The organism is Streptomyces sp. R11, from assembly GCF_041051905.1.
Classification (GTDB): domain Bacteria; phylum Actinomycetota; class Actinomycetes; order Streptomycetales; family Streptomycetaceae; genus Streptomyces.
The window spans coordinates 6,447,463-6,465,476 of the sequence record NZ_CP163432.1 but is presented as its reverse complement, the minus strand read 5'-3'; the positions used below and the strand labels follow the sequence as shown (position 1 = coordinate 6,465,476).

Below are 18,014 nucleotides of genomic sequence, written 5' to 3'. Positions count from 1 at the left end.
GCGGACCGGCGCGCCTGCTGCCAATAATCATGGCGAACGAGAGCACGGGGGCAGTCTGGCACAAGTCGCCCCCGTGCTCACCGTCCGTCTCAGGATGCGAGCACTGTGCTGATCACCGCAGGTGGCGGACGTAGACGTGCGTGGTGTCGGTGGTGTCGTCCGGCACCAGGTCTGCGCCCCGGCTGCTGAAGGCGACCGTGCGGCCGTGCCGGTCGATCACCGGGTACTCCGCGTAGTCGGCGCTCGGGCCGCCCTGTGCCGCGGCGCTCACGAGTTCCGTGCGTCCGGTGCGCAGGTCGCGCACGTACACCTGACGTGCGGTGTTCGGGGCTGCCGAGCCGAACGCGAGGTACCTGCTGTCCGCGCTGAGCCGGGCGAAGCCGGTGTAGGCGGCCGGGTCGGCGGCGTCGATGCGGCGCAGGTCCCCCGTCTTCAGATCACGGACGAAGACGTTGTGGGTGCCGTTGGTGTCGCCCGACGTCAGCTTCGAGTCCAGCGAGTTGAACACCGCGTACCGGCCGTCGGCGCTGACCTGCGGGTACTCGGTGTGCCCGTCGGACACCGCGCCGTCCGGCGCCTTGTCGACCTGGGTCAGTTCGCCGCCGCGCACGTCACGGACGTAGGCGTCGCTCCAGTCGCCCCGGGTGGGGTACGGCACGAAGAACTGGTAGCCGACCTTGTTGCCGTCCGCGCTGATGGTCGGCTGGGTCGCGGCGGACTTCCAGGCCGCCTCGCCGGGGACCTGGCTGATGCGGACCCGCTCGCCGGTGACGCGGTCGACGCGGTAGACCCGGTTCGACCGGTCGCCCTCCGGCCCCGCGTCGCCGGTGTGCAGGGCGACGAAGGCGACGTAGCGGCCGTCGGCGCTGAGCGCGGGCATGCTGGCTGCGCTGTAGCCCGTGTCGACGGCGTCGTCGATCCGCTGGAGGGCGCCGGTCCGCAGGTCCTTGACGAAGATGTGGTTGTCGGCGGTGTTGTAGGTGGGGTTGGAGGTGAACGCCAGGTACCGGCCGTCGGCGCTCAGCGATACGTCCAGGACGTTGGCGTCCCCCGGGATGCCGTCCGCCGCAGTGCTCGCCAGCCGGGTGACCCCGGTCCTCAGGTCGCGCACGAACGCGTCGGCGACGCCGTTGGAGTCGCCCGCGACGAGGTTGTCGGCGTCGGAGACGAAGGCCAGATAGCGGCCGTCGGCGCTCAGGCTCTGCCCGTGGGAGCCACGGTTGCCGTCCGTGCCGTCCGGGGCCACGCTCGCCTTCTCGGTGTACGGCGCCCTGGGCGCGGCGCCCGCCGACGTCCCCGACAGCGTCGCCGTCGCGGCGGCCAGGGCGATGGCGAGCGCGACAACTCGCTTGGTGCTGTGCATGGTTGTTCCCCCGTTGATGGTCGTTGTCATTGAACTGTCCGCAGGAAGACGTCCGGCACCCCGTTGGTGTCCCCCTCCACCAGATCGGGTGACGCCGACTCGAATGCGACGACGGTGCCGTCGGCGTTGACGGAGGGGTGCCGGGCCGGGAGGTCGTTGCGGCCGCCCCAGCGGTCGACGCTGAGCAACTGCCTTTTCCCGGTGGCGAGTTCGAGCAGAATTACGGCGTCTCGCGAGGTGTACGCAAGGTGTGTACCGCTTCCGGAGAGCGAGGGCTCGGCGCCCCTGACCCGAGTCGTCGTCCCCGCGTCGAGGTCACGGACGTGGATCTCGTCGCCCTGCTGGAAGGCGACCCGGCGGCCGTCCTCGCTCAGGGAAGGAGCTGAGGCGCCTTCGTCTCCGGCCTGCTCCAGGGCGCCCGTGTCCAGGTCGCGGACCTGGATGGCGCCGCCCTGCTCGAAGGCGATGTACCGGCCGTCGTAGCTGATGGACGGGTTGCCCGCCGCCTCGCCCGTGGGCGCGCTGACGACGTCGGTGGTGCCGCCGTTGAAGCGGAAGCGGTAGACGCGGGATTGCGGGTGCGGGTCGGCGTCGGTCGCGGGCAGCGTGGCGGCGTAGGTGATCCACTGGCAGCTGGGGTCCACCGCGGGCTGTCCCATCCAGGTGAAGCGGACGCCCTGGTAGGAGCCCAGACTGGTCAGCTTGCCGACCGAGCGGTTGCGGACGTGGACGCCCGGTCCGCCGTCGGGGTCGTAAGGAGCCGCGTAGCCGACCATGCGTCCGCTGGAGCACGGCGTGCCCTCGGACGACGGCTTCTGTGAACTGGAGTTGACCTGGCCGATGCCACCCGCCGCGCTGACGAAGACGTCGTCGTCCGACGTGAAGGCGACGACCTTGTCCGCCCCCATCACCGGGTCGTACGACGCCCCGGGCCGCTGCTGTCCGTCCCGCGTCATGCTGATCCGCTCGGTGACGGACGGCATCGGGGCAGGGTTCTGCCGGAGCTCGCCCGAGAAGACGAACACGTCCGACTCCGCGTTGGTGTCGCGCGGCACCAGGTGGGAAGCCGTCGAACTGAACGCCACCGCACGCCCCTTGTCGGCCAGCGCTCCCTCCGTCACCTGGGCGCTCGACGGGAGGGCGGCCCCGCGCAGCCCCGTCCGCAGATCGCGTACACGGGTGCCGTCCGCGCCTGAGACGACGGCGTACCGGCCGTCCGCCGTGGCGGAGGACGTCGTCCCCTCGGCCACCCGGCGCGAGGTACCCGTGCGGAGGTCGTGGACGTAGAGGCCGCCCTCCGCTTCGAGGAGGACGCTACGGCCGTCCGCCGTGATGCGGACCAGGAAGGCGGCGCCGAGGCCCGTGTCGACCTGGGTCCGCTCGCCCGTGGCCCGGTCCTTGACGAAGACGTCGGCCGGATCCTCCTCGGAGCCGCTGCGGACCGAGTAGGCGACCCGTTCGCCGTCGCCGCTGACCGAGGCCCCGGGCTTGTCGCCCTCCTCGGCCGGTGAGATCAGCTCGTCGGTGCCGGTGGCCGTGTCGCGGACGTACAGCAGCCGGAAGTTCTCGGAGCCGTTGCGGTTGCCGATGGTGTACGCGACGTGCGTGCCGTCCGGGCTGATGGACTGCACGCGCCCCAACTCGTTGGAGCCGGGCGGGTTCTCGGGCCACAGCCGCTCCGAACGCCCGGTGGCGCGGTCGTACAGGTAGGGCGCGAGGAACCGGGTGCCCGCGGAGAAGGCGATGCGGCTCCCGTCGTCGCTCGGCATCGGCGTGCCGTACGTGTAGCCGCTGCCGAGGTCGATCCTGGTGACCCCGCCGCCGGTCAGGTCCTTCACGAGCAGGCACGGGGTGAAGTGCGCGCAGCTGAAGCTCGGCGCGGTGGAGACGAACGCGGCATGGCGGCCGTCGGCGCTGAGCGCGGCGTCGTTCGAGGGGCCGTCGGCCTGGGTGCCGTCGGCTGCCGTGCTGACGCGTTCGACGCGCGGTGGGTGGGGCGCCGCGGCGGCGCTCGGGACCGCCGTCCCGGCGAGCGCGAGCAGCAGCGCCGCGCCTAACGAGGCTCTGGACACACGTGCGACTCCGGACATGTTCCCCCCTGTGGTCCCCGCCGACGCTTCACCCCCGGCCCCCGCCGGGAGTTCGCAACGAGGCAAACGCATCACCGGCCACAGGGTCAATCGGTCTTATTGCGTACAACCCGGGCGGGAGGTCAGGCGTCCGCGAGGAGGCCCTCGTCCAGGAACTCCCGTACGTGGCCGAGAATCGTCCCCCGGTCCGTGCCCCGCAGCCCGATGGCCACATGGATGGAGAAGCCGTCCAGCAGGGCCCGCAGGCGGGCGGCGAATCGGTCCGGGTCGACCGCTCGGAACTCGCCTCTCGACACCCCCTCCGCCAGCAGCGCCACCAGGTCCCGGTGCCAGGCCCCCTCGATCGCGGCCTGACGGTCGCGGGCGTCGTCGTCGGCGTTCTGCGAACGGTTCCAGACCTCCAGCCACAGCGTCCAGTGGGGGTCGCGGTGGCCGTCGGGGACGTACAGGTCGACGTATGCGTCGAGGCGTTCGCGGGCGGAGGCGGTCCGGGTGAGCAGCCGCCCGCGCTCGGCGCCGAGCCGGCCCTCGCTCCACTCCAGGGTCCGCAGCAGCAACTCGTCCTTGGAGTGGAAGTAGTAAAGGAGATGGCCGCTGCTCATGCCGACCTCACGGCCGAGGGCGGCCATGGTGAGCTTCTCCAGGCCGCGTTCGGCGATCATCTCCATGGCGGCGGCGAGGACGTCCTCGCGGGGCGGGGCGGGGGTACGGCGCCGGACGGGGGTCACGCTACGGCCTCCATGCGGACGGCGTCCGGGACGAGGCGGGTCTCGTACCGGATGTAGCAGTCGGTGGCCACGATGGCGACCTCGGCCCCGCAGGCGCACACGTGGTTGACCCCCCGTGTGCCGTCCGGGCCGCAGCATCCGATGAGGCGCGCGCCGTCGGCATGGGGTGCGAGGCCGACGGCGTCGAGCGGGTGCAGGACATAGGTGCCGCGCGATCCCGCGGCGACCAGCAGGCCCCGCGCGTCGGACTTCCACCCACCGCCCGGGGAGACCCCGTCGTACTCGCCTGCGGGCCCCTCGTACGGCACGTACGGCGCGCCGAAGGGGTTCGGGTCGACGGCGTACGTCCCGCGCGGGACGCTCGCCGGTCCGGGTCGCAGCTCGTCCGGGTCCGCGAACCCGTCCCAGCCGGGGCACGCGGGCATCTCGTCGAGCTGCCGGACCGGCTCGGTCAGCCGGGTTCCGCAGGTGGCGCAGAGCAGTACGTTCACCCGTACGTTCTACCTGACCCCGGCCCTCGGCTGCTGCTGGGTGATGCAGTGGATGCCCCCGCCGCCGGCGAAGATCGTCCGGGCGTCCACCAGCGTCACCGTCCGCTCCGGGAACAGCCGGCGGAAGATGCCGGCCGCGATCTCGTCGCGCGGGTCGTCGAAGCCGCAGAGCACCACGCCGCCGTTGCAGAGGTAGTGGTTGATGTAGGAGTAGTCGGCCCAGTGGCCGTCCGCCTCCAGGACGGTCGGCGCGGGCACCTCGACGACCTCCAGGCGGCGGCCGCGCGCGTCCGTCTGCGACTTCAGCAGGTCGACGATCTCCTTGGTCACCTCGTGGTCGGGGTGGGCGGGGTCCGGCTGCACGTGGGCGACGACCACGCCGGGCCGGGCGAACGCGGCGACGATGTCGACATGGCCGAGGGTGCCGAAGCCGTACGGGGGGTAGTCGCCGGTCAGTCCGCGCGGCAGCCAGATCGCCTTGCGGGTGCCGAGGTGGGCGTGGATCTCGGCCTCCACCTGCTCGCGCGTCCAGTGCGGGTTGCGCTCCGGGCCGAGCTGGACCGTCTCCGTGAGCAGGACGGTGCCCTCGCCGTCGACGTGGATCGCGCCGCCTTCGTTGACGAGTTTCGAGGCGTACGTCCTGGCCGACCCCGCCAGGTCGGAGACGTACGCGGCGATCTTCGCGTCGTGCTCCCAGCGGGCCCAGTCCTGGGCGCCCCAGCCGTTGAACGCCCAGTCGACGGCGGCGAGTTCGCCCTTGGCGTCGGTGAGGAAGGTCGGGCCGATGTCACGCATCCAGGCGTCGTCGAGGTCCCGCTCGACCGTCTCGACGCCGGGGCCGAGCAGCGCGCGCGCCTCGGCCGACTGGCCGGGGCCGCACACCACCGTCACCGGCTCGAAGCGGCGGACCGCACGGGCGACGGACGCCCAGGCGATCCGCGAGGCCGCGAGGTCGTCCGGGTCCTCGAAGGTCGGGTTGGGGCCCGGCCAGGCCATCCAGGTGCGCTCGTGCGGGGCCCACTCGGCGGGCATGCGGAAGCCGTCGGCGGCGGGGGTCGTCATGGCGGGTCCTTGTCTGAACGTCACAGGAAATAGAGGCGGTTGAGGGAGACCGAGTCGGCCGGCTCGGAGCGCAGCGGCTCGCCGTCGAGGGTGACCAGGCCGGTGCGCTGGTCGACGTCGACGGCTCCGGTACGGGAGTTGAGGCGAAGGTCGGCCGGCCCGATGCCGCGCGTGCCGCGCACGGCGACCCTGCGGCGCCGGGTCGGCATGGAGTCGTCGCCCTGGTCGACGGCGGCCTGCGCGACGAAGGCGACGGAGATGTCGGCGGGCGTGGCGCCGTACGCCCCGAACTGCGGTCCCAGGACGAGGGGTTCGCAGGTGTCGGTGGCCGCGTTGGGGTCGCCGACCACGCCGTAGGCAGGGAAGCCGGACTTCAGCACCAGCTGCGGCTTGGCTCCGAAGTACTCGGGCCGCCACAGCACGATGTCGGCGAGCTTGCCGACCTCGATCGACCCCACCTCGTGCGAGAGGCCGTGCGCGATGGCCGGGTTGATGGTCAGCTTGGCCATGTAGCGCAGGACGCGCTCGTTGTCGTCGCCGTCGTCCGGGGCGCCGAACTCGGCCTTCATCTTCCCGGCCATCGCGAAGGTACGGCGGACGGTCTCGCCCGCACGCCCCATGCCCTGCGCGTCCGAGGAGGTGATGCCGATCGCGCCCAGGTCGTGCAGCACGTCCTCGGCGCCCATCGTGCCGGCGCGGATGCGGTCGCGGGCCATGGCGGCGTCGCCGGGCAGGTCGGTCTTGAGGTCGTGGACGGAGACGATCATGCCGTAGTGCTCGGCGACCGCGTCCCGGCCGAACGGCAGGGTCGGGTTGGTGGAGGAGCCGATGACGTTCGGGACGCCGGCCATCTTCAGCACGTTCGGGACGTGTCCGCCGCCGCAGCCCTCGATGTGGAAGGCGTGGATGGTGCGGCCCTCCAGCACGCGCAGGGTGTCCTCGACCGAGAGGCACTCGTTCAGGCCGTCGCTGTGCAGGGCGACCTGGACGTCGTGTTCCTCGGCGACGCGCAGGGCCGTGTCCAGCGCCCGGGTGTGGGCGCCCATGTCCTCGTGGACCTTGAAGCCGGAGGCGCCGCCCTCGGCGAGGGCCTCGACGAGCGGGGCCCGGTCCGACGAGGAACCGCGCCCCAGGAAGCCGATGTTGACGGGCCAGGCGTCGAAGGCGTTGAACGCGTGCCGCAGCGCCCAGGGCGAGTTGACGCCGACGCCCCACACCGGCCCGAACTCCTGCCCGATGATCGTGGTCACGCCGGAGGCCAGCGAGGCCTCCATGACGCGCGGCGACAGCAGGTGCACATGCGTGTCGACGGCCCCGGCGGTGGCGATGAGCCCCTCGCCGGACACGATCGACGTGCCCGTGCCGACCACGACGTCGACACCGTCGAGGGTGTCGGGGTTCCCGGCTCGCCCGATCGAGCAGATCCGGCCCTCCCTGATGCCGATGGAGACCTTCCGGATCCCCAGCGCCGCGTCGATCACCACCACGTTGCTGATGACGACGTCACAGGTCTCGCGGACGGCGGCCGCCTTGAGGTGCAGCCCGTCCCGGGCGGTCTTGCCGAACCCGGCGAGGAACTCGTCGCCGTAGCGCTGGGAGTCCGACTCGACGCGGATGGTCAGGCCGGAGTCGCCGAGGCGGATGCGGTCGCCGGCGCGGGGGCCGTGGGTGGCGGCGTACTCGTACGGGGTGAGGCGGCGGGCCTCCGCCGGGTGGCCTCCGGGACGGCTCATCGCTCGACCTCCTGCTCCTGATCAGGTATTTCCGTCACGCCGAGATAGCCGCAGGCGGCGGCGCGGCGCAGTGCCTCCGCGCGGGCTCCCGGCGCGTCCAGCGCCCCGTCGACGAGCCCCGCGAACCCGATCGCGATCCGCTCGCCGCCGATCGGGACCAGTCCGACCTCGACGCTCTCCCCCGGCCCGAAGCGCGTGGACGACCCGGCCGGAACGGCGAGGCGCATGCCGTAGGACGCGCCGCGGTCGAAGTCGAGGCGCGGGTTGGCCTCGAAGAAGTGGAAGTGGGAGGTGACGGAGACCGGCACGGTGGCGGTGTTCGTCACGATCACCCGCAGGACCGCCTCGGGCTCGGCGTGCTCGGGCCCCGGCAGCAGCGCGCCCGGACCCTGGTCCGCGAGCCCGCCGCCACCGATCGGGTCGGACACGACCGCCAGCCGCGAGCCGTCGTCGAAGACGGCCTCGACATGCACCTCGGTGACGACATCCGCCACGCCCGGCAGCACGTCGTCCGGCCCGAGCACGGACCGGGCACGCTCGATCGCCTCGGCGAGCCGGGCCCCGTCCCGGGCGGCCTCGCAGACGGTGTCCGCGATGAGCGCGGTCGCCTCGGGCACGTTCAGCCTGAGCCCTCTGGCCCGGCGGGCCCGGGCGAGTTCGGCGGCTCCGAAGAGCAGCAGCCGGTCACGTTCCGTCGGGGTCAGTCTCACGACGTGGCACCTCCTTGTCGTCCTCGCTTTAGAGCATCACTCTAAACACGGGATTGATGCAACCGAAACCTTGACGGCAGAGGTTAGGACACCTCACATTGAACGTCGTTCTAACCGAGGGAGACCAATATGCCGATGGAACAGCGCGGAGTCGACACCATCCCCGACGGGGAACGCACGAGCGGGCCCCGGGATCTCGTCTCGATCCTGCTGGGGTCCAACCTCTGTCTCGGAGTGATCGTCTTCGGCTGGCTGCCGCCGTCGTTCGGCCTCGACTGGTGGGCGTCGGTGAGCTCGATCGTGGTGGGCACGGTGGCCGGCACGGCCCTGACCGCCCCGCTCGCCCTGATCTCGCTGCGCACGGCGACGAACCTGTCCACGTCGTCGGGCGCCCAGTTCGGCGTACGCGGCCGCCTGGTCGGCTCGGTGGTCGGCCTGCTGCTTGCCCTCGGCTACACCGCCCTGACCGTGTGGATCGGCGGCGATGTGATGGTCGGCGTGCTGGGCCGGCTGGTCGGACTGCCAGCGAGCGGGATCTCGTACGGCGTGGTCTACGGGCTGCTGGCCGCGGCGACCGTCGCGGGCGCGGTGTACGGGTACCGGGTGCTGCTCGCCATGTCCCGCGTCCTCGCGATCGGCATGACGGCCCTGCTGGCCCTCGGCGTGATCGCCTACGCCCCGCATTTCACGACCGGCGCGCTGCCGGAGGCGGGCGGCTATCTGCTGGGCGGCTTCTGGCCCACCTGGTTGCTGGCGACGGTGGCCGCGGGCCTGTCCGGGCCGATCGCCTTCATCACGCTGCTCGGCGACTACACCCGCTACATCTCCCCGGCCCGCCACTCCTCACGCCGGGTGCTGCACGCCACCTGGCTCGGGCTCTCCCTCGGCCTGCTGATCCCCCAGCTCTTCGGCACCTTCACGGCGTACGCGGCGGGGGCCGCCCTCGACTACGCCGGACCGCTGGTCTCCGCCTCCCCCGGCTGGTACCTGGTCCCGCTCCTGCTGGCCGCCTCCGCCGGGTCGGTCGGCAACGCGGGCCTGATGCTCTACTCCATGGGCCTCGACCTGGACGCCATCCTGCCGCGCGCGTCCCGGGCGACGGCCACGTACACGGTCGCGGTGATCGCCACCGCCTGCGTCTTCGTAGGCCACTACTACTCGTCCGCGCAGGACGCGATGACGTCCTTCGTCCTGCTGCTGACGGCGATCGGTACCCCGTGGGCGGTGATCACCCTGATCGGCTTCGCCCGGTGCCGCGGCGTGTACGACGCGGAGGCCCTCCAGGTCTTCAACCGCCGGGCCCGCGGCGGGATCTACTGGTACCGGGCCGGCTGGAACATTCCGGCGACGGTGGCGTGGGCACTGGGCGCGACGGTCGGCCTGCTGGCCGTCTCCCTCCCGTCGTACGAGGGGCCGCTGCTGGCCCTGACCGGCGGGGTGGACTGCAGTTTCCTGCTGTCGGGGCTGGTGGGGGGCGTGTCGTACGTGCTGCTGACGATCGCCGACACCGCTGTCGTACGCGAAAGGGCCGCCGCGGACTCGGAGGCCGCGGCGGCCCTGACGGTCAAGGCCGAGAGTTAACCCAGCTTGTGCATCCAGCCGTGCTTGTCCTCGACCTTGCCCCGCTGGACGTCGAGCAGAGCCTGGCGCAGCTTCATCGTGACCTCGCCGGGCTCCCCGTCGCCCTGGTGCCACTGGGCGCCGGTGCGCTTCACGGTGCCGACCGGGGTGATGACGGCGGCCGTACCGCAGGCGAAGACCTCGGTGAGGGTGCCGTTCTCCGAGTCGCGCTGCCACTGGTCGACGGAGATGCGGCCCTCCTCGGCGTCGTAGCCGAGGTCACGGGCGACGGCCAGGAGGGAGTCGCGGGTGACGCCCTCCAGGATGGAGCCGGTGAGGGACGGGGTGACGATCTTGTCGCCGTACACGAAGTACAGGTTCATGCCGCCGAGTTCCTCGACCCACTTGCGCTCGACCGCGTCCAGGTAGCAGACCTGGGCGCAGCCCTCGGCGGCGGCCTCGGCCTGGGCCAGCAGGGAGGCGGCGTAGTTGCCGCCCGTCTTGGCGTCGCCCATGCCGCCGGGCACCGCGCGGACGTGGTCCTCGGAGACCCAGATGGACACCGGCTTGACGCCGCCCGGGAAGTAGGCGCCGGCCGGGGAGGCGATGACGATGAAGAGGTACTCACTCGCGGGCTTCACGCCCAGGCCGACCTCCGTCGCGAACATGAACGGACGCAGGTAGAGGGACTCCTCGCCACCGTGCGTCGGCACCCACGCCTGGTCCTGGCTCACCAGCGCGTCGCACGCCTCGATGAACGTCTCGACCGGCAGCTCGGGCATGCCGAGCCGGCGGGCGGAGGACTGGAAGCGCTGGGCGTTCTTCTCGGGACGGAACGTGGCGACGGACCCGTCGGGCTGACGGTAGGCCTTGAGGCCCTCGAAGATCTCCTGCGCGTAGTGCAGGACCATCGTGGCCGGGTCGAGGGAGAGCGGCGCGTACGGCACGAGCTGGCCGTCGTGCCAGCCACGGCCCTCGGTCCACTTGATCGTCACCATGTGGTCGGTGAAGTGGCGGCCGAACCCGGGGTTGGCCAGTATCGCCTCGCGGTCCGCGGCGGCGAGCGGGCTGGCGGACGGCTTGAGCTCGATCGTGGGCGTCGTCATGAGTAGATGTCCTTCACCGGTTTCGTTGTGGCGGGCCGCGATCACGCCAGTACTGCCTGTGGCCAGTGCTAGGACGTCCGAGCATTCCTTCTTACCGCGGCTCCGCGTTCGATTATCGCAAGCGGCTGCCGTGGAAGAAATCGGCCTGTTCGACGTGATCGGCGCGAAATCGCGATCCAGGGGTTGATGGTGTCACCCGGCGGCGGACATGGGGAAGCCGCCGGGTGCGAAGTGACCCGACGGCTTCGAAAGTTGTTCGAGTAGCGCGACGGGCGTCAGCCGGCTACTCGTACGGCCAGCGCGTCACCGATCTCCGACGTGCTGCGGGCGGGCTTGCCGGTGCGCTCCGCGAGGTCGGCGGAGACCGCCTCGTCGATGCGGGCGGCCTCGGCGTCGTAGCCGAGGTGGCGCAGGAGCAGGGCGACGGACAGGACCGTGGCGGTGGGGTCGGCCTTGCCCTGGCCGGCGATGTCCGGGGCCGAGCCGTGGACCGGCTCGAACATGGACGGGAACGCGCCGGACGGGTTGATGTTCCCGGACGCGGCGACGCCGATGCCGCCGGAGACGGCCGCGGCGAGGTCGGTGATGATGTCGCCGAAGAGGTTGTCGGTGACGATGACGTCGAACCGCTCGGGCTGGGTGACGAGGTAGATGGTCGCCGCGTCGACGTGCATGTACTCGGTGGTGACCTCGGGGAACTCCTCGGCCACCTTGTTGAAGACGTCGGTCCACAGGTGACCCGCGAAGGTCAGCACGTTGTTCTTGTGGATCAGCGCCAGCTTCTTGCGCGGGCGGGCCTGCGCGCGGGCGAAGGCGTCGCGGACCACGCGCTCGACGCCGAAGGCCGTGTTCACGGAGACCTCGGTGGCGACCTCGTGCTCGGTGCCCTTGCGGATGGTGCCGCCGTTGCCGGTGTACGGGCCCTCGGTGCCCTCGCGGACCACGACGAAGTCGATCTCGGGCTGTCCGGCGAGCGGGGTGGCGACACCCGGAAGGAGCTTCGACGGACGCAGGTTGACGTGGTGGTCGAAGGCGAAGCGGAGCTTCAGCAGGAAGCCGCGCTCCAGGACACCCGACGGCACGCCCGGGTCGCCGATGGCGCCGAGCAGGATCGCGTCGTGCTTCTTCAGCGCGTCGAGGTCGGCGTCGGTGAGGGTCTCACCCGTGGCGTGGTAGCGCCTGGCGCCGAAGTCGTACTCCTTGGTCTCCAGCTTCACATCCTGCGGAAGGACGGCGGAGAGGACCTTCAGGCCTTCGGCCACGACCTCCTGGCCGATGCCGTCACCGGGAATCACTGCGAGATTGAGGCTGCGAGACATGTCGGCACCCTACTCCTCGTCCCATGGGATGACACGCGATGTCCGCGATACGGACACCCCGATGGGGGACGGCGTTTGCGTGTCGACCGGCGTTCACCCGTACGTATGGCGGGCGTTGGCCTGTGCTGGGAACTTTCCCAGCATGGACATCCCGGACTTCGGCATCCCGCCCCAGCTCGCCCGCCGCATGAGCATGGCGGAACAGCACGAGTACCTGCGTACGAAACTGACCCGGCGCCGCACGCTGGTGACGGCCGGCGCGGTGGCGGGCGGTCTGCTGACGGGCTGCTCGGGGTCGGGGTCGGGCACGCCCGGTGCGAAGCCCTCCGCATCGGCGTCCGCGTCCACCCTCACGAAGGTGCCGGGCTCCGCCGTCGCCCCGTTCGGCCGCCATCTCGCCTTCGGCGCCGACCCGAAGTCGCAGATGCGGATCTCCTGGCAGGTCCCGGCCGCGGTGCAGAAGCCGTACATCCGGATCGGCCTGCGGCCCGACGACCTGAGCCGCCGGATCGACGCCGAGATCCGCGATCTGTACACCCCCGAACTGCAGGGCATCCGCGCGGCGTTGGAGCAGTACTACGTCCACGCGGCACTGGACTCCCTGCGCCCCGGCACGACGTACTACTACGGCGTGGGCCATGACGGCTTCGACCCGGCGGCCCCGAGGAACCGCGCGACGATCGCCTCCTTCCGCACGGCTCCCGCGAGCCCGCAGGCCTTCACCTTCACAGCCTTCGGCGACCAGGGCGTCAGCGAGGCCGCCGCCACCAACGACAAGCTCCTGCTGGGCCAGAACCCGGCCTTCCACCTCCACGCCGGCGACATCTGCTACGCGAACGTCAAGGGCCTGGGCAAGGAGTCGGACGCCTACGACCCCGGCTTCTGGGACGGCTACCTCAAGCAGACCGAGTCGGTGGCCAAGTCGGTGCCCTGGATGGTGACGACCGGCAACCACGACATGGAGGCCTGGTACTCGCCGGACGGCTACGGCGGCCAGCTGGCCCGCTGGTCCCTGCCGGACAGCGGCTTCGATGCCCGTACGGCCCCGGGCGTGTACTCCTTCACCTACGGCAACGCCGGCTTCGTGGCGCTGGACGCCAACGACGTGTCGTACGAGATTCCCGCCAACCGGGGCCACACGGACGGTCGTCAGACCAAGTGGCTGGACGAGCGGCTCGGTGAGCTGCGGGCGGCGAAGGACGTCGACTTCATCGTCGTCTTCTTCCACCACTGCGCCTACTCGACGTCCTCGCACGCGTCCGACGGGGGTGTGCGGGCCGAATGGGTTCCGCTGTTCGCTCGGCATCAGGTGGACCTGGTGATCAACGGGCACAACCACGTCTACGAGCGGACGGACGCCATCAAGAACGGCGAGGTCGGCAGGCAGGTGCCCATCGGTGCCTCGACGGACCCGACGCGGGACGGCATCGTGTACGTCACGGCGGGCGGGGGCGGCAAGGAGCTGTACGGCTTCCCGGCCGGCGTCGAGGAGAGCTACGAGGGGCATGTGACCGAGCGGGAGTCGGTCGACACCTTCAAGTGGACCAAGTCACGCGACACCAAGGCGGAGAGCGTGCAATGGTCGCGGGTGCGCTACCGGGGCTTCTCCTTCCTCACGGTGGAGGCGGAGGGCGGCACGAAGCCCCGGCTGAAGGTGTCGGCGCTGGCCCAGAACGGGGAGCGCATCGACCACTTCGAGGTGCGGCGCGGCGGCTGATCGGCCTGAGGCCAGCGTCCGTTCGGGGGCGCGGGGCTCCATCGATATGCGGCTCCGCCGCGTGGGCGCGATCAGCCACGACGGCGCCGCACTCGAACAGCGACACTTCGCGGCACTACCAGCGGAGCGTCACGCGGCCTGGTGGCCGGTGGCTCCGCCGTTGTCCCTGCGGTCGAGGGCACGCTGGAGGGCCGCGGCGGCGTTCTTGCGGTCGGACTCGCTCGTGCGGGAGAGGTGACGGACTCGGCGGCGGGCGGTCGTCTCGGCCATGGGAAATCGACTCCTTCGACAATCCGGGAGTGCAGACAGGGGATACGAGACGCCGGATGGGGCGGGGAGCGGTGCCGCAGGGGTTGCCTGCAAGGGGCCCGGCTCACGACCGCCATTCGCTTGATCGAGCGAGACGTTCGGCTTCTACAAAGCTAAGGGAGGACGGCGCGTCTGTCTCCACAATTACTCGGACTTCCTACTATCTGAGACGGTCGACCGGGTCACACCCCACTGACCTGGGCTTTCCGTCGTCGCCCCGTCAGAGCACGTCCCCGTCCCGCCAGTCGAAGACCAGCTCGAACGCGGGGTCGAGCGCGCCGGCGAGCGCGGGCCGCACGAAGGTCGTGCCTTCCTCGTCCGGCAGATGCACGACGCCCTCCGGCCCCAGCGCGCAGACCCGCCCGCGCCACACCCCCCAGCCGCGAGCGGCGTACAGCGCGGCCCCCTCGTCGCTCGCGGACAGCATCCCCGCGTCGTACGCCCGGTCGATCACCCGCTCCAGCTCCGCCATCACCCGGCCCCCGAGCCCGGTCCACCGCGCGTCGGCACGCACGGCGACCGCCTCGACGTACCCGACCCGCAGCCACCGGTCCCGGTAGCGCACCCGCCGCATGATCACCGAACCGTGCGCGGCGATCCGCCCGGCGTCGTCCTGGACGAGGGCATGCATGCCGCCGAGCCCGTGCTCGAAGTCCGCGTCGGAGAAGTCCCCCTCGAAGGCATCGTCCAACAGGGCGCGGATCGCGCTCAGTTCGGCGGGGGTGAGGTCGGCGGTGTGCGCGGTGCGCGGCGTGCCCGCCGGTGCGTCGGGGGTCATCCCACCAGTATTCGGCATCGCCCACTCGGCTGATCCTCCCCGCCGCCCGGGAGACGAGGTCACGTCGAGGGGAACGGTGAGGTCATGAACGACACGTCGAAAGTGTTCCTCGAGGGCGGCCCCGAGGATCTGCCCGAGCGGATCGTCGGGTCCCCGTCCCCCGGTCCGGATGTGAAGATCAAGCTCCGCGGTGGATACGAGCACTTCAGGCCGACCTCGCGCCGGGAGAACACCCCGGAGGGCGCGCTGCCGGTCTACGAGTGGTGGGAGCGGACGGAGATCGCCGAGTAGCACCCACTCCCCGCACGGCGAAGGGCCGGGTCCGTCAAGACCCGGCCCTTCGCGTTGGGTTGGCGTGTCAGCCCATGTGCGGGTACGCGTAGTCGGTCGGCGCGACCAGCGTCTCCTTGATGGCGCGGGTCAGCGTCCAGCGCATCAGGTTCTGCGGGGCGCCGGCCTTGTCGTTGGTGCCGGAGGCACGGCCGCCGCCGAAGGGCTGCTGGCCGACGACGGCGCCGGTCGACTTGTCGTTGATGTAGAAGTTGCCGGCCGCGTAGCGCAGCTTGTCCATCGTGTACGCCGCAGCCGCCCGGTCGCCCGAGATGACCGAGCCGGTCAGCGCGTAGGCGGACACCGACTCCATCTGCTCCAGCATCTCGTCGTACTTGTCGTCCTCGTAGACGTGCACGGCGAGGAACGGGCCGAAGTACTCGGTCGTGAAGACCTCGTTCTCCGGGTCGGTGCACTCGACGACGGTCGGGCGGACGAAGTAGCCGACCGAGTCGTCGTAGGAGCCGCCCGCGACGATCGTGCAGGTCGGGTCCTGCTTCGCCCGGTCGATCGCCGCCTTGTTCTTGGCGAACGCCCGCTCGTCGATGACGGCGCCGATGAAGTTCGACAGGTCCGTCACATCGCCCATGGTGATGTAGTCGACCTCCGCCGCGAACTCCTCCTTGAAGCCGGAGTTCCAGATCGACGCCGGGATGTACGCCCGGGAGGTCGCCGAGCACTTCTGGCCCTGGTACTCGAAGGCCCCGCGGGTCAGGGCGGTCTTCAGCACGGCCTTGTCGGCGCTCGGGTGGGCGACGACGAAGTCCTTGCCGCCGGTCTCGCCGACGATGCGCGGGTAGGAGCGGTACTTCTCGATGTTGTTGCCGACCGTCTTCCACAGGTACTGGAAGGTCTTGGTCGAGCCGGTGAAGTGGATGCCGGCGAGGTCGCGGTGCTCCAGGGCGACCTTGGAGACCTCGATGCCGTCACCGGTGACGAGGTTGATGACGCCCTTGGGCAGGCCGGCCTCCTCCAGCAGCTGAAGCAGCAGCACGGCGGCGTGGGTCTGCGTCGGGGACGGCTTCCAGACCACGACGTTGCCCATCAGCGCGGGCGCGGTGGGCAGGTTGCCCGCGATGGCCGTGAAGTTGAACGGCGTGATCGCGTAGACGAAGCCCTCGAGCGGGCGGTGGTCGAGGCGGTTCCACACGCCCGGGGAGTTCGCCGGGGGCTGCTCGGCGAGCAGGTCACGGGCGTACTTGACGTTGAAGCGCCAGAAGTCGATCAGCTCGCAGGGCGTGTCGATCTCGGCCTGCTGGGCGGTCTTCGACTGGCCGAGCATGGTGGAGGCGGCCAGCGTCTCGCGCCACGGGCCGGACAGCAGCTCGGCGGCGCGCAGGATGATCGCCGCGCGGTCGTCGAAGGACATCGCACGCCAGGCCGGCGCGGCGGCGAGGGCCGCGTCGATGGCGTCCTGGGCGTCCTGCTGGGTGGCGTTGCCATAGGTGCCGAGGCGGGCCTTGTGGTTGTGCGGCTGCACGACGTCGAAGCGCTCGCCGCCGCCCATCCGCCGCTCGCCGCCGATGGTGCACGGCAGGTCGATCGGGTTCTCGGCCAGCTCCTTGAGCTTGACCTCCAGCCGGGCGCGCTCTGGCGAGCCGGGGGCGTAGCCGTGCACCGGCTCGTTGACGGGGGTGGGGACCTGGGTCACAGCGTCCATGGGTTCCGTAACTCCTTACTGAGCGGTGGTGGTTCAGCCCTTGGTGATCATGCTTCGTACGAAGAACCGCAGGTTGGCGGGCTTCTCCGCGAGCCGGCGCATGAAGTAGCCGTACCAGTCGGTGCCGTAGGCCGTGTAGACGCGCATGCGGTGGCCCTCCGCGGCCAGCCGCAGGTGCTCGTCGCTGCGGATCCCGTACAGCATCTGGAACTCGTACTCGTCCAGCTTGCGCCCGGCGCGCCGCGCGAGCTCCTGGGCGATGGAGATCAGTCGCGGGTCGTGGGACCCGATCATCGGGTACCCGGCGCCCTCCATCAGAACCTTGAGGATCCGGACGTACGCCTTGTCGATCTCTTGTTTCTGCTGGTAGGCGACCTCGGCGGGCTCCTTGTAGGCGCCCTTGACGAGTCGTACGCGGCTGCCGTTCGCAGCGAGCCGGCGGGCGTCGGCCTCGGTGCGGAAGAGGTAGGCCTGGATGACGCAGCCGGTCTGCGGGAAGTCCTTCCGCAGCTCCTCGTGGATGGCGAACATCGAGTCGAGGGTGGTGTGGTCCTCCGCGTCCAGCGTGACCGTCGTACCGATGGCCGCGGCGGCCTCGACGACCGGGCGGACGTTGGCGAGGGCGAGCTCGTGTCCGCCCTCCAGCGCCTGGCCGAACATGGACAGCTTGACGGACATCTCGACGCGCTCGCCGAGCTCCAGGTCCTTGATCCGGTCGACGAGCGCCAGGTAGGCGTCCCGCGCGGCCTCGGCCTGCTCGGGGCGGGTGATGTCCTCGCCGACGACGTCCATCGTCAGCTCCAGGCCGTTGCCCGTGAGCTCCTCGATGATCGGCACGATCTCGTGGACGGTCTCGCCGGGGATGAACCGGTCGACGACCTGTTTGGTCACCGGGGCCGCCGAGATCAGGCGTCGCATCCGGTCGCTGCGCGACGCGGCGAGAATCACGGGACCCAGCACGGGGCACCTCCACAAACACTGCCGAATGACGGCCGACACCCCGATAAGTGATGTTCCGGGTACGGCACGGAGAACCACCGTGAAACCTAAGGATCCCT

General features: G+C 70.9%; 16 protein-coding genes. 3 read left to right on the top strand and 13 right to left on the bottom strand.

Annotation, left to right across the window (positions count from 1 at the left end):
- Nucleotides 1-112: 112 nt before the first annotated feature.
- From AB5J55_RS29895 to ureA, 7 genes are all read right to left on the bottom strand, one after another.
- Nucleotides 113-1,363, bottom strand: coding sequence for a TolB family protein (locus AB5J55_RS29895; RefSeq protein WP_369273601.1), 1,251 nt, complete (start codon nucleotides 1,361-1,363; stop codon nucleotides 113-115).
- A 26-nt stretch (nucleotides 1,364-1,389) separates the two neighbouring features.
- Nucleotides 1,390-3,435, bottom strand: a complete 2,046-nt coding sequence (locus AB5J55_RS29890) for a TolB family protein (RefSeq protein WP_369273600.1) — start codon at nucleotides 3,433-3,435, stop codon at nucleotides 1,390-1,392.
- A 140-nt stretch (nucleotides 3,436-3,575) separates the two neighbouring features.
- Nucleotides 3,576-4,121, bottom strand: a complete 546-nt coding sequence (locus tag AB5J55_RS29885; RefSeq protein ID WP_362384445.1) for a TetR/AcrR family transcriptional regulator — start codon at nucleotides 4,119-4,121, stop codon at nucleotides 3,576-3,578.
- A 56-nt stretch (nucleotides 4,122-4,177) separates the two neighbouring features.
- The gene (locus AB5J55_RS29880) at nucleotides 4,178-4,672 is read right to left on the bottom strand and encodes a hypothetical protein (protein WP_369273599.1); all 495 of its coding nucleotides are present in this window, start codon (nucleotides 4,670-4,672) and stop codon (nucleotides 4,178-4,180) included.
- A 9-nt stretch (nucleotides 4,673-4,681) separates the two neighbouring features.
- On the bottom strand, nucleotides 4,682-5,734 hold the full coding sequence (locus tag AB5J55_RS29875; RefSeq protein WP_369273598.1) for an agmatine/peptidylarginine deiminase: 1,053 nt from the start codon (nucleotides 5,732-5,734) through the stop codon (nucleotides 4,682-4,684).
- 20 nt (nucleotides 5,735-5,754) lie between these two features.
- Nucleotides 5,755-7,467, bottom strand: coding sequence for an urease subunit alpha (locus tag AB5J55_RS29870; RefSeq protein ID WP_369273597.1), 1,713 nt, complete (start codon nucleotides 7,465-7,467; stop codon nucleotides 5,755-5,757).
- Nucleotides 7,464-8,177, bottom strand: coding sequence for an urease subunit gamma (ureA, locus tag AB5J55_RS29865; RefSeq protein ID WP_369273596.1), 714 nt, complete (start codon nucleotides 8,175-8,177; stop codon nucleotides 7,464-7,466). The genes AB5J55_RS29870 and ureA overlap by 4 nt, the downstream gene beginning before the upstream one ends.
- A gap of 129 nt (nucleotides 8,178-8,306) precedes the next feature.
- On the opposite strand from ureA, the gene AB5J55_RS29860 reads away from it, so the two are divergent.
- Nucleotides 8,307-9,758: a cytosine permease gene (locus tag AB5J55_RS29860; protein WP_369273595.1), complete on the top strand. Its 1,452-nt coding sequence runs from the start codon at nucleotides 8,307-8,309 to the stop codon at nucleotides 9,756-9,758.
- On the opposite strand, the gene AB5J55_RS29855 is transcribed toward AB5J55_RS29860, so the two are convergent.
- Both AB5J55_RS29855 and AB5J55_RS29850 read right to left on the bottom strand, forming a co-directional pair.
- Nucleotides 9,755-10,843: a branched-chain amino acid aminotransferase gene (locus AB5J55_RS29855; RefSeq protein WP_369273594.1), complete on the bottom strand. Its 1,089-nt coding sequence runs from the start codon at nucleotides 10,841-10,843 to the stop codon at nucleotides 9,755-9,757. The two genes, AB5J55_RS29860 and AB5J55_RS29855, sit on opposite strands and share 4 nt — an antisense overlap.
- A gap of 275 nt (nucleotides 10,844-11,118) precedes the next feature.
- A complete protein-coding gene (locus AB5J55_RS29850; protein WP_369273593.1) occupies nucleotides 11,119-12,162 on the bottom strand; it encodes a 3-isopropylmalate dehydrogenase in 1,044 nt (347 codons plus the stop codon).
- 142 nt (nucleotides 12,163-12,304) lie between these two features.
- Between AB5J55_RS29850 and AB5J55_RS29845 the strand changes: the two genes are divergently transcribed.
- Nucleotides 12,305-13,879 (top strand): purple acid phosphatase family protein, encoded by a 1,575-nt coding sequence (locus AB5J55_RS29845; RefSeq protein WP_369273592.1) that lies wholly within the window; start codon nucleotides 12,305-12,307, stop codon nucleotides 13,877-13,879.
- A gap of 129 nt (nucleotides 13,880-14,008) precedes the next feature.
- On the opposite strand, the gene AB5J55_RS29840 is transcribed toward AB5J55_RS29845, so the two are convergent.
- Nucleotides 14,009-14,149 carry a hypothetical protein gene (locus AB5J55_RS29840; RefSeq protein ID WP_107083653.1) on the bottom strand — a complete coding sequence of 47 codons (141 nt, stop codon included), beginning with the start codon at nucleotides 14,147-14,149 and terminating at the stop codon, nucleotides 14,009-14,011.
- Between the two features lie 259 nt (nucleotides 14,150-14,408).
- The gene (locus tag AB5J55_RS29835) at nucleotides 14,409-14,966 is read right to left on the bottom strand and encodes a GNAT family N-acetyltransferase (protein ID WP_369273591.1); all 558 of its coding nucleotides are present in this window, start codon (nucleotides 14,964-14,966) and stop codon (nucleotides 14,409-14,411) included.
- An 84-nt stretch (nucleotides 14,967-15,050) separates the two neighbouring features.
- Between AB5J55_RS29835 and AB5J55_RS29830 the strand changes: the two genes are divergently transcribed.
- On the top strand, nucleotides 15,051-15,257 hold the full coding sequence (locus tag AB5J55_RS29830) for a DUF5988 family protein (protein ID WP_369273590.1): 207 nt from the start codon (nucleotides 15,051-15,053) through the stop codon (nucleotides 15,255-15,257).
- Between the two features lie 67 nt (nucleotides 15,258-15,324).
- Here AB5J55_RS29830 and pruA read toward each other — a convergent pair whose 3' ends face one another.
- Together pruA and AB5J55_RS29820 are read right to left on the bottom strand one after the other, a co-directional pair.
- The gene (gene pruA / locus AB5J55_RS29825) at nucleotides 15,325-16,956 is read right to left on the bottom strand and encodes an L-glutamate gamma-semialdehyde dehydrogenase (RefSeq protein WP_369273589.1); all 1,632 of its coding nucleotides are present in this window, start codon (nucleotides 16,954-16,956) and stop codon (nucleotides 15,325-15,327) included.
- A gap of 33 nt (nucleotides 16,957-16,989) precedes the next feature.
- Nucleotides 16,990-17,916: a proline dehydrogenase family protein gene (locus tag AB5J55_RS29820; protein WP_369273588.1), complete on the bottom strand. Its 927-nt coding sequence runs from the start codon at nucleotides 17,914-17,916 to the stop codon at nucleotides 16,990-16,992.
- Nucleotides 17,917-18,014: the final 98 nt, after the last annotated feature.

Bases quoted from the DNA above. Each gene is read 5' to 3' on its own strand.
- AB5J55_RS29875 (WP_369273598.1), bottom strand. From the start codon at position 5,734: ATGACGACCCCCGCCGCCGACGGCTTCCGCATGCCCGCCGAGTGGGCC.
- AB5J55_RS29855 (WP_369273594.1), bottom strand. From the start codon at position 10,843: ATGACGACGCCCACGATCGAGCTCAAGCCGTCCGCCAGCCCGCTCGCC.
- AB5J55_RS29895 (WP_369273601.1), bottom strand. From the start codon at position 1,363: ATGCACAGCACCAAGCGAGTTGTCGCGCTCGCCATCGCCCTGGCCGCC.
- AB5J55_RS29860 (WP_369273595.1), top strand. From the start codon at position 8,307: ATGCCGATGGAACAGCGCGGAGTCGACACCATCCCCGACGGGGAACGC.
- AB5J55_RS29835 (WP_369273591.1), bottom strand. From the start codon at position 14,966: ATGACCCCCGACGCACCGGCGGGCACGCCGCGCACCGCGCACACCGCC.
- AB5J55_RS29870 (WP_369273597.1), bottom strand. From the start codon at position 7,467: ATGAGCCGTCCCGGAGGCCACCCGGCGGAGGCCCGCCGCCTCACCCCG.
- AB5J55_RS29830 (WP_369273590.1), top strand. From the start codon at position 15,051: ATGAACGACACGTCGAAAGTGTTCCTCGAGGGCGGCCCCGAGGATCTG.
- pruA (WP_369273589.1), bottom strand. From the start codon at position 16,956: ATGGACGCTGTGACCCAGGTCCCCACCCCCGTCAACGAGCCGGTGCAC.
- AB5J55_RS29850 (WP_369273593.1), bottom strand. From the start codon at position 12,162: ATGTCTCGCAGCCTCAATCTCGCAGTGATTCCCGGTGACGGCATCGGC.
- AB5J55_RS29845 (WP_369273592.1), top strand. From the start codon at position 12,305: ATGGACATCCCGGACTTCGGCATCCCGCCCCAGCTCGCCCGCCGCATG.
- AB5J55_RS29840 (WP_107083653.1), bottom strand. From the start codon at position 14,149: ATGGCCGAGACGACCGCCCGCCGCCGAGTCCGTCACCTCTCCCGCACG.
- AB5J55_RS29885 (WP_362384445.1), bottom strand. From the start codon at position 4,121: ATGGAGATGATCGCCGAACGCGGCCTGGAGAAGCTCACCATGGCCGCC.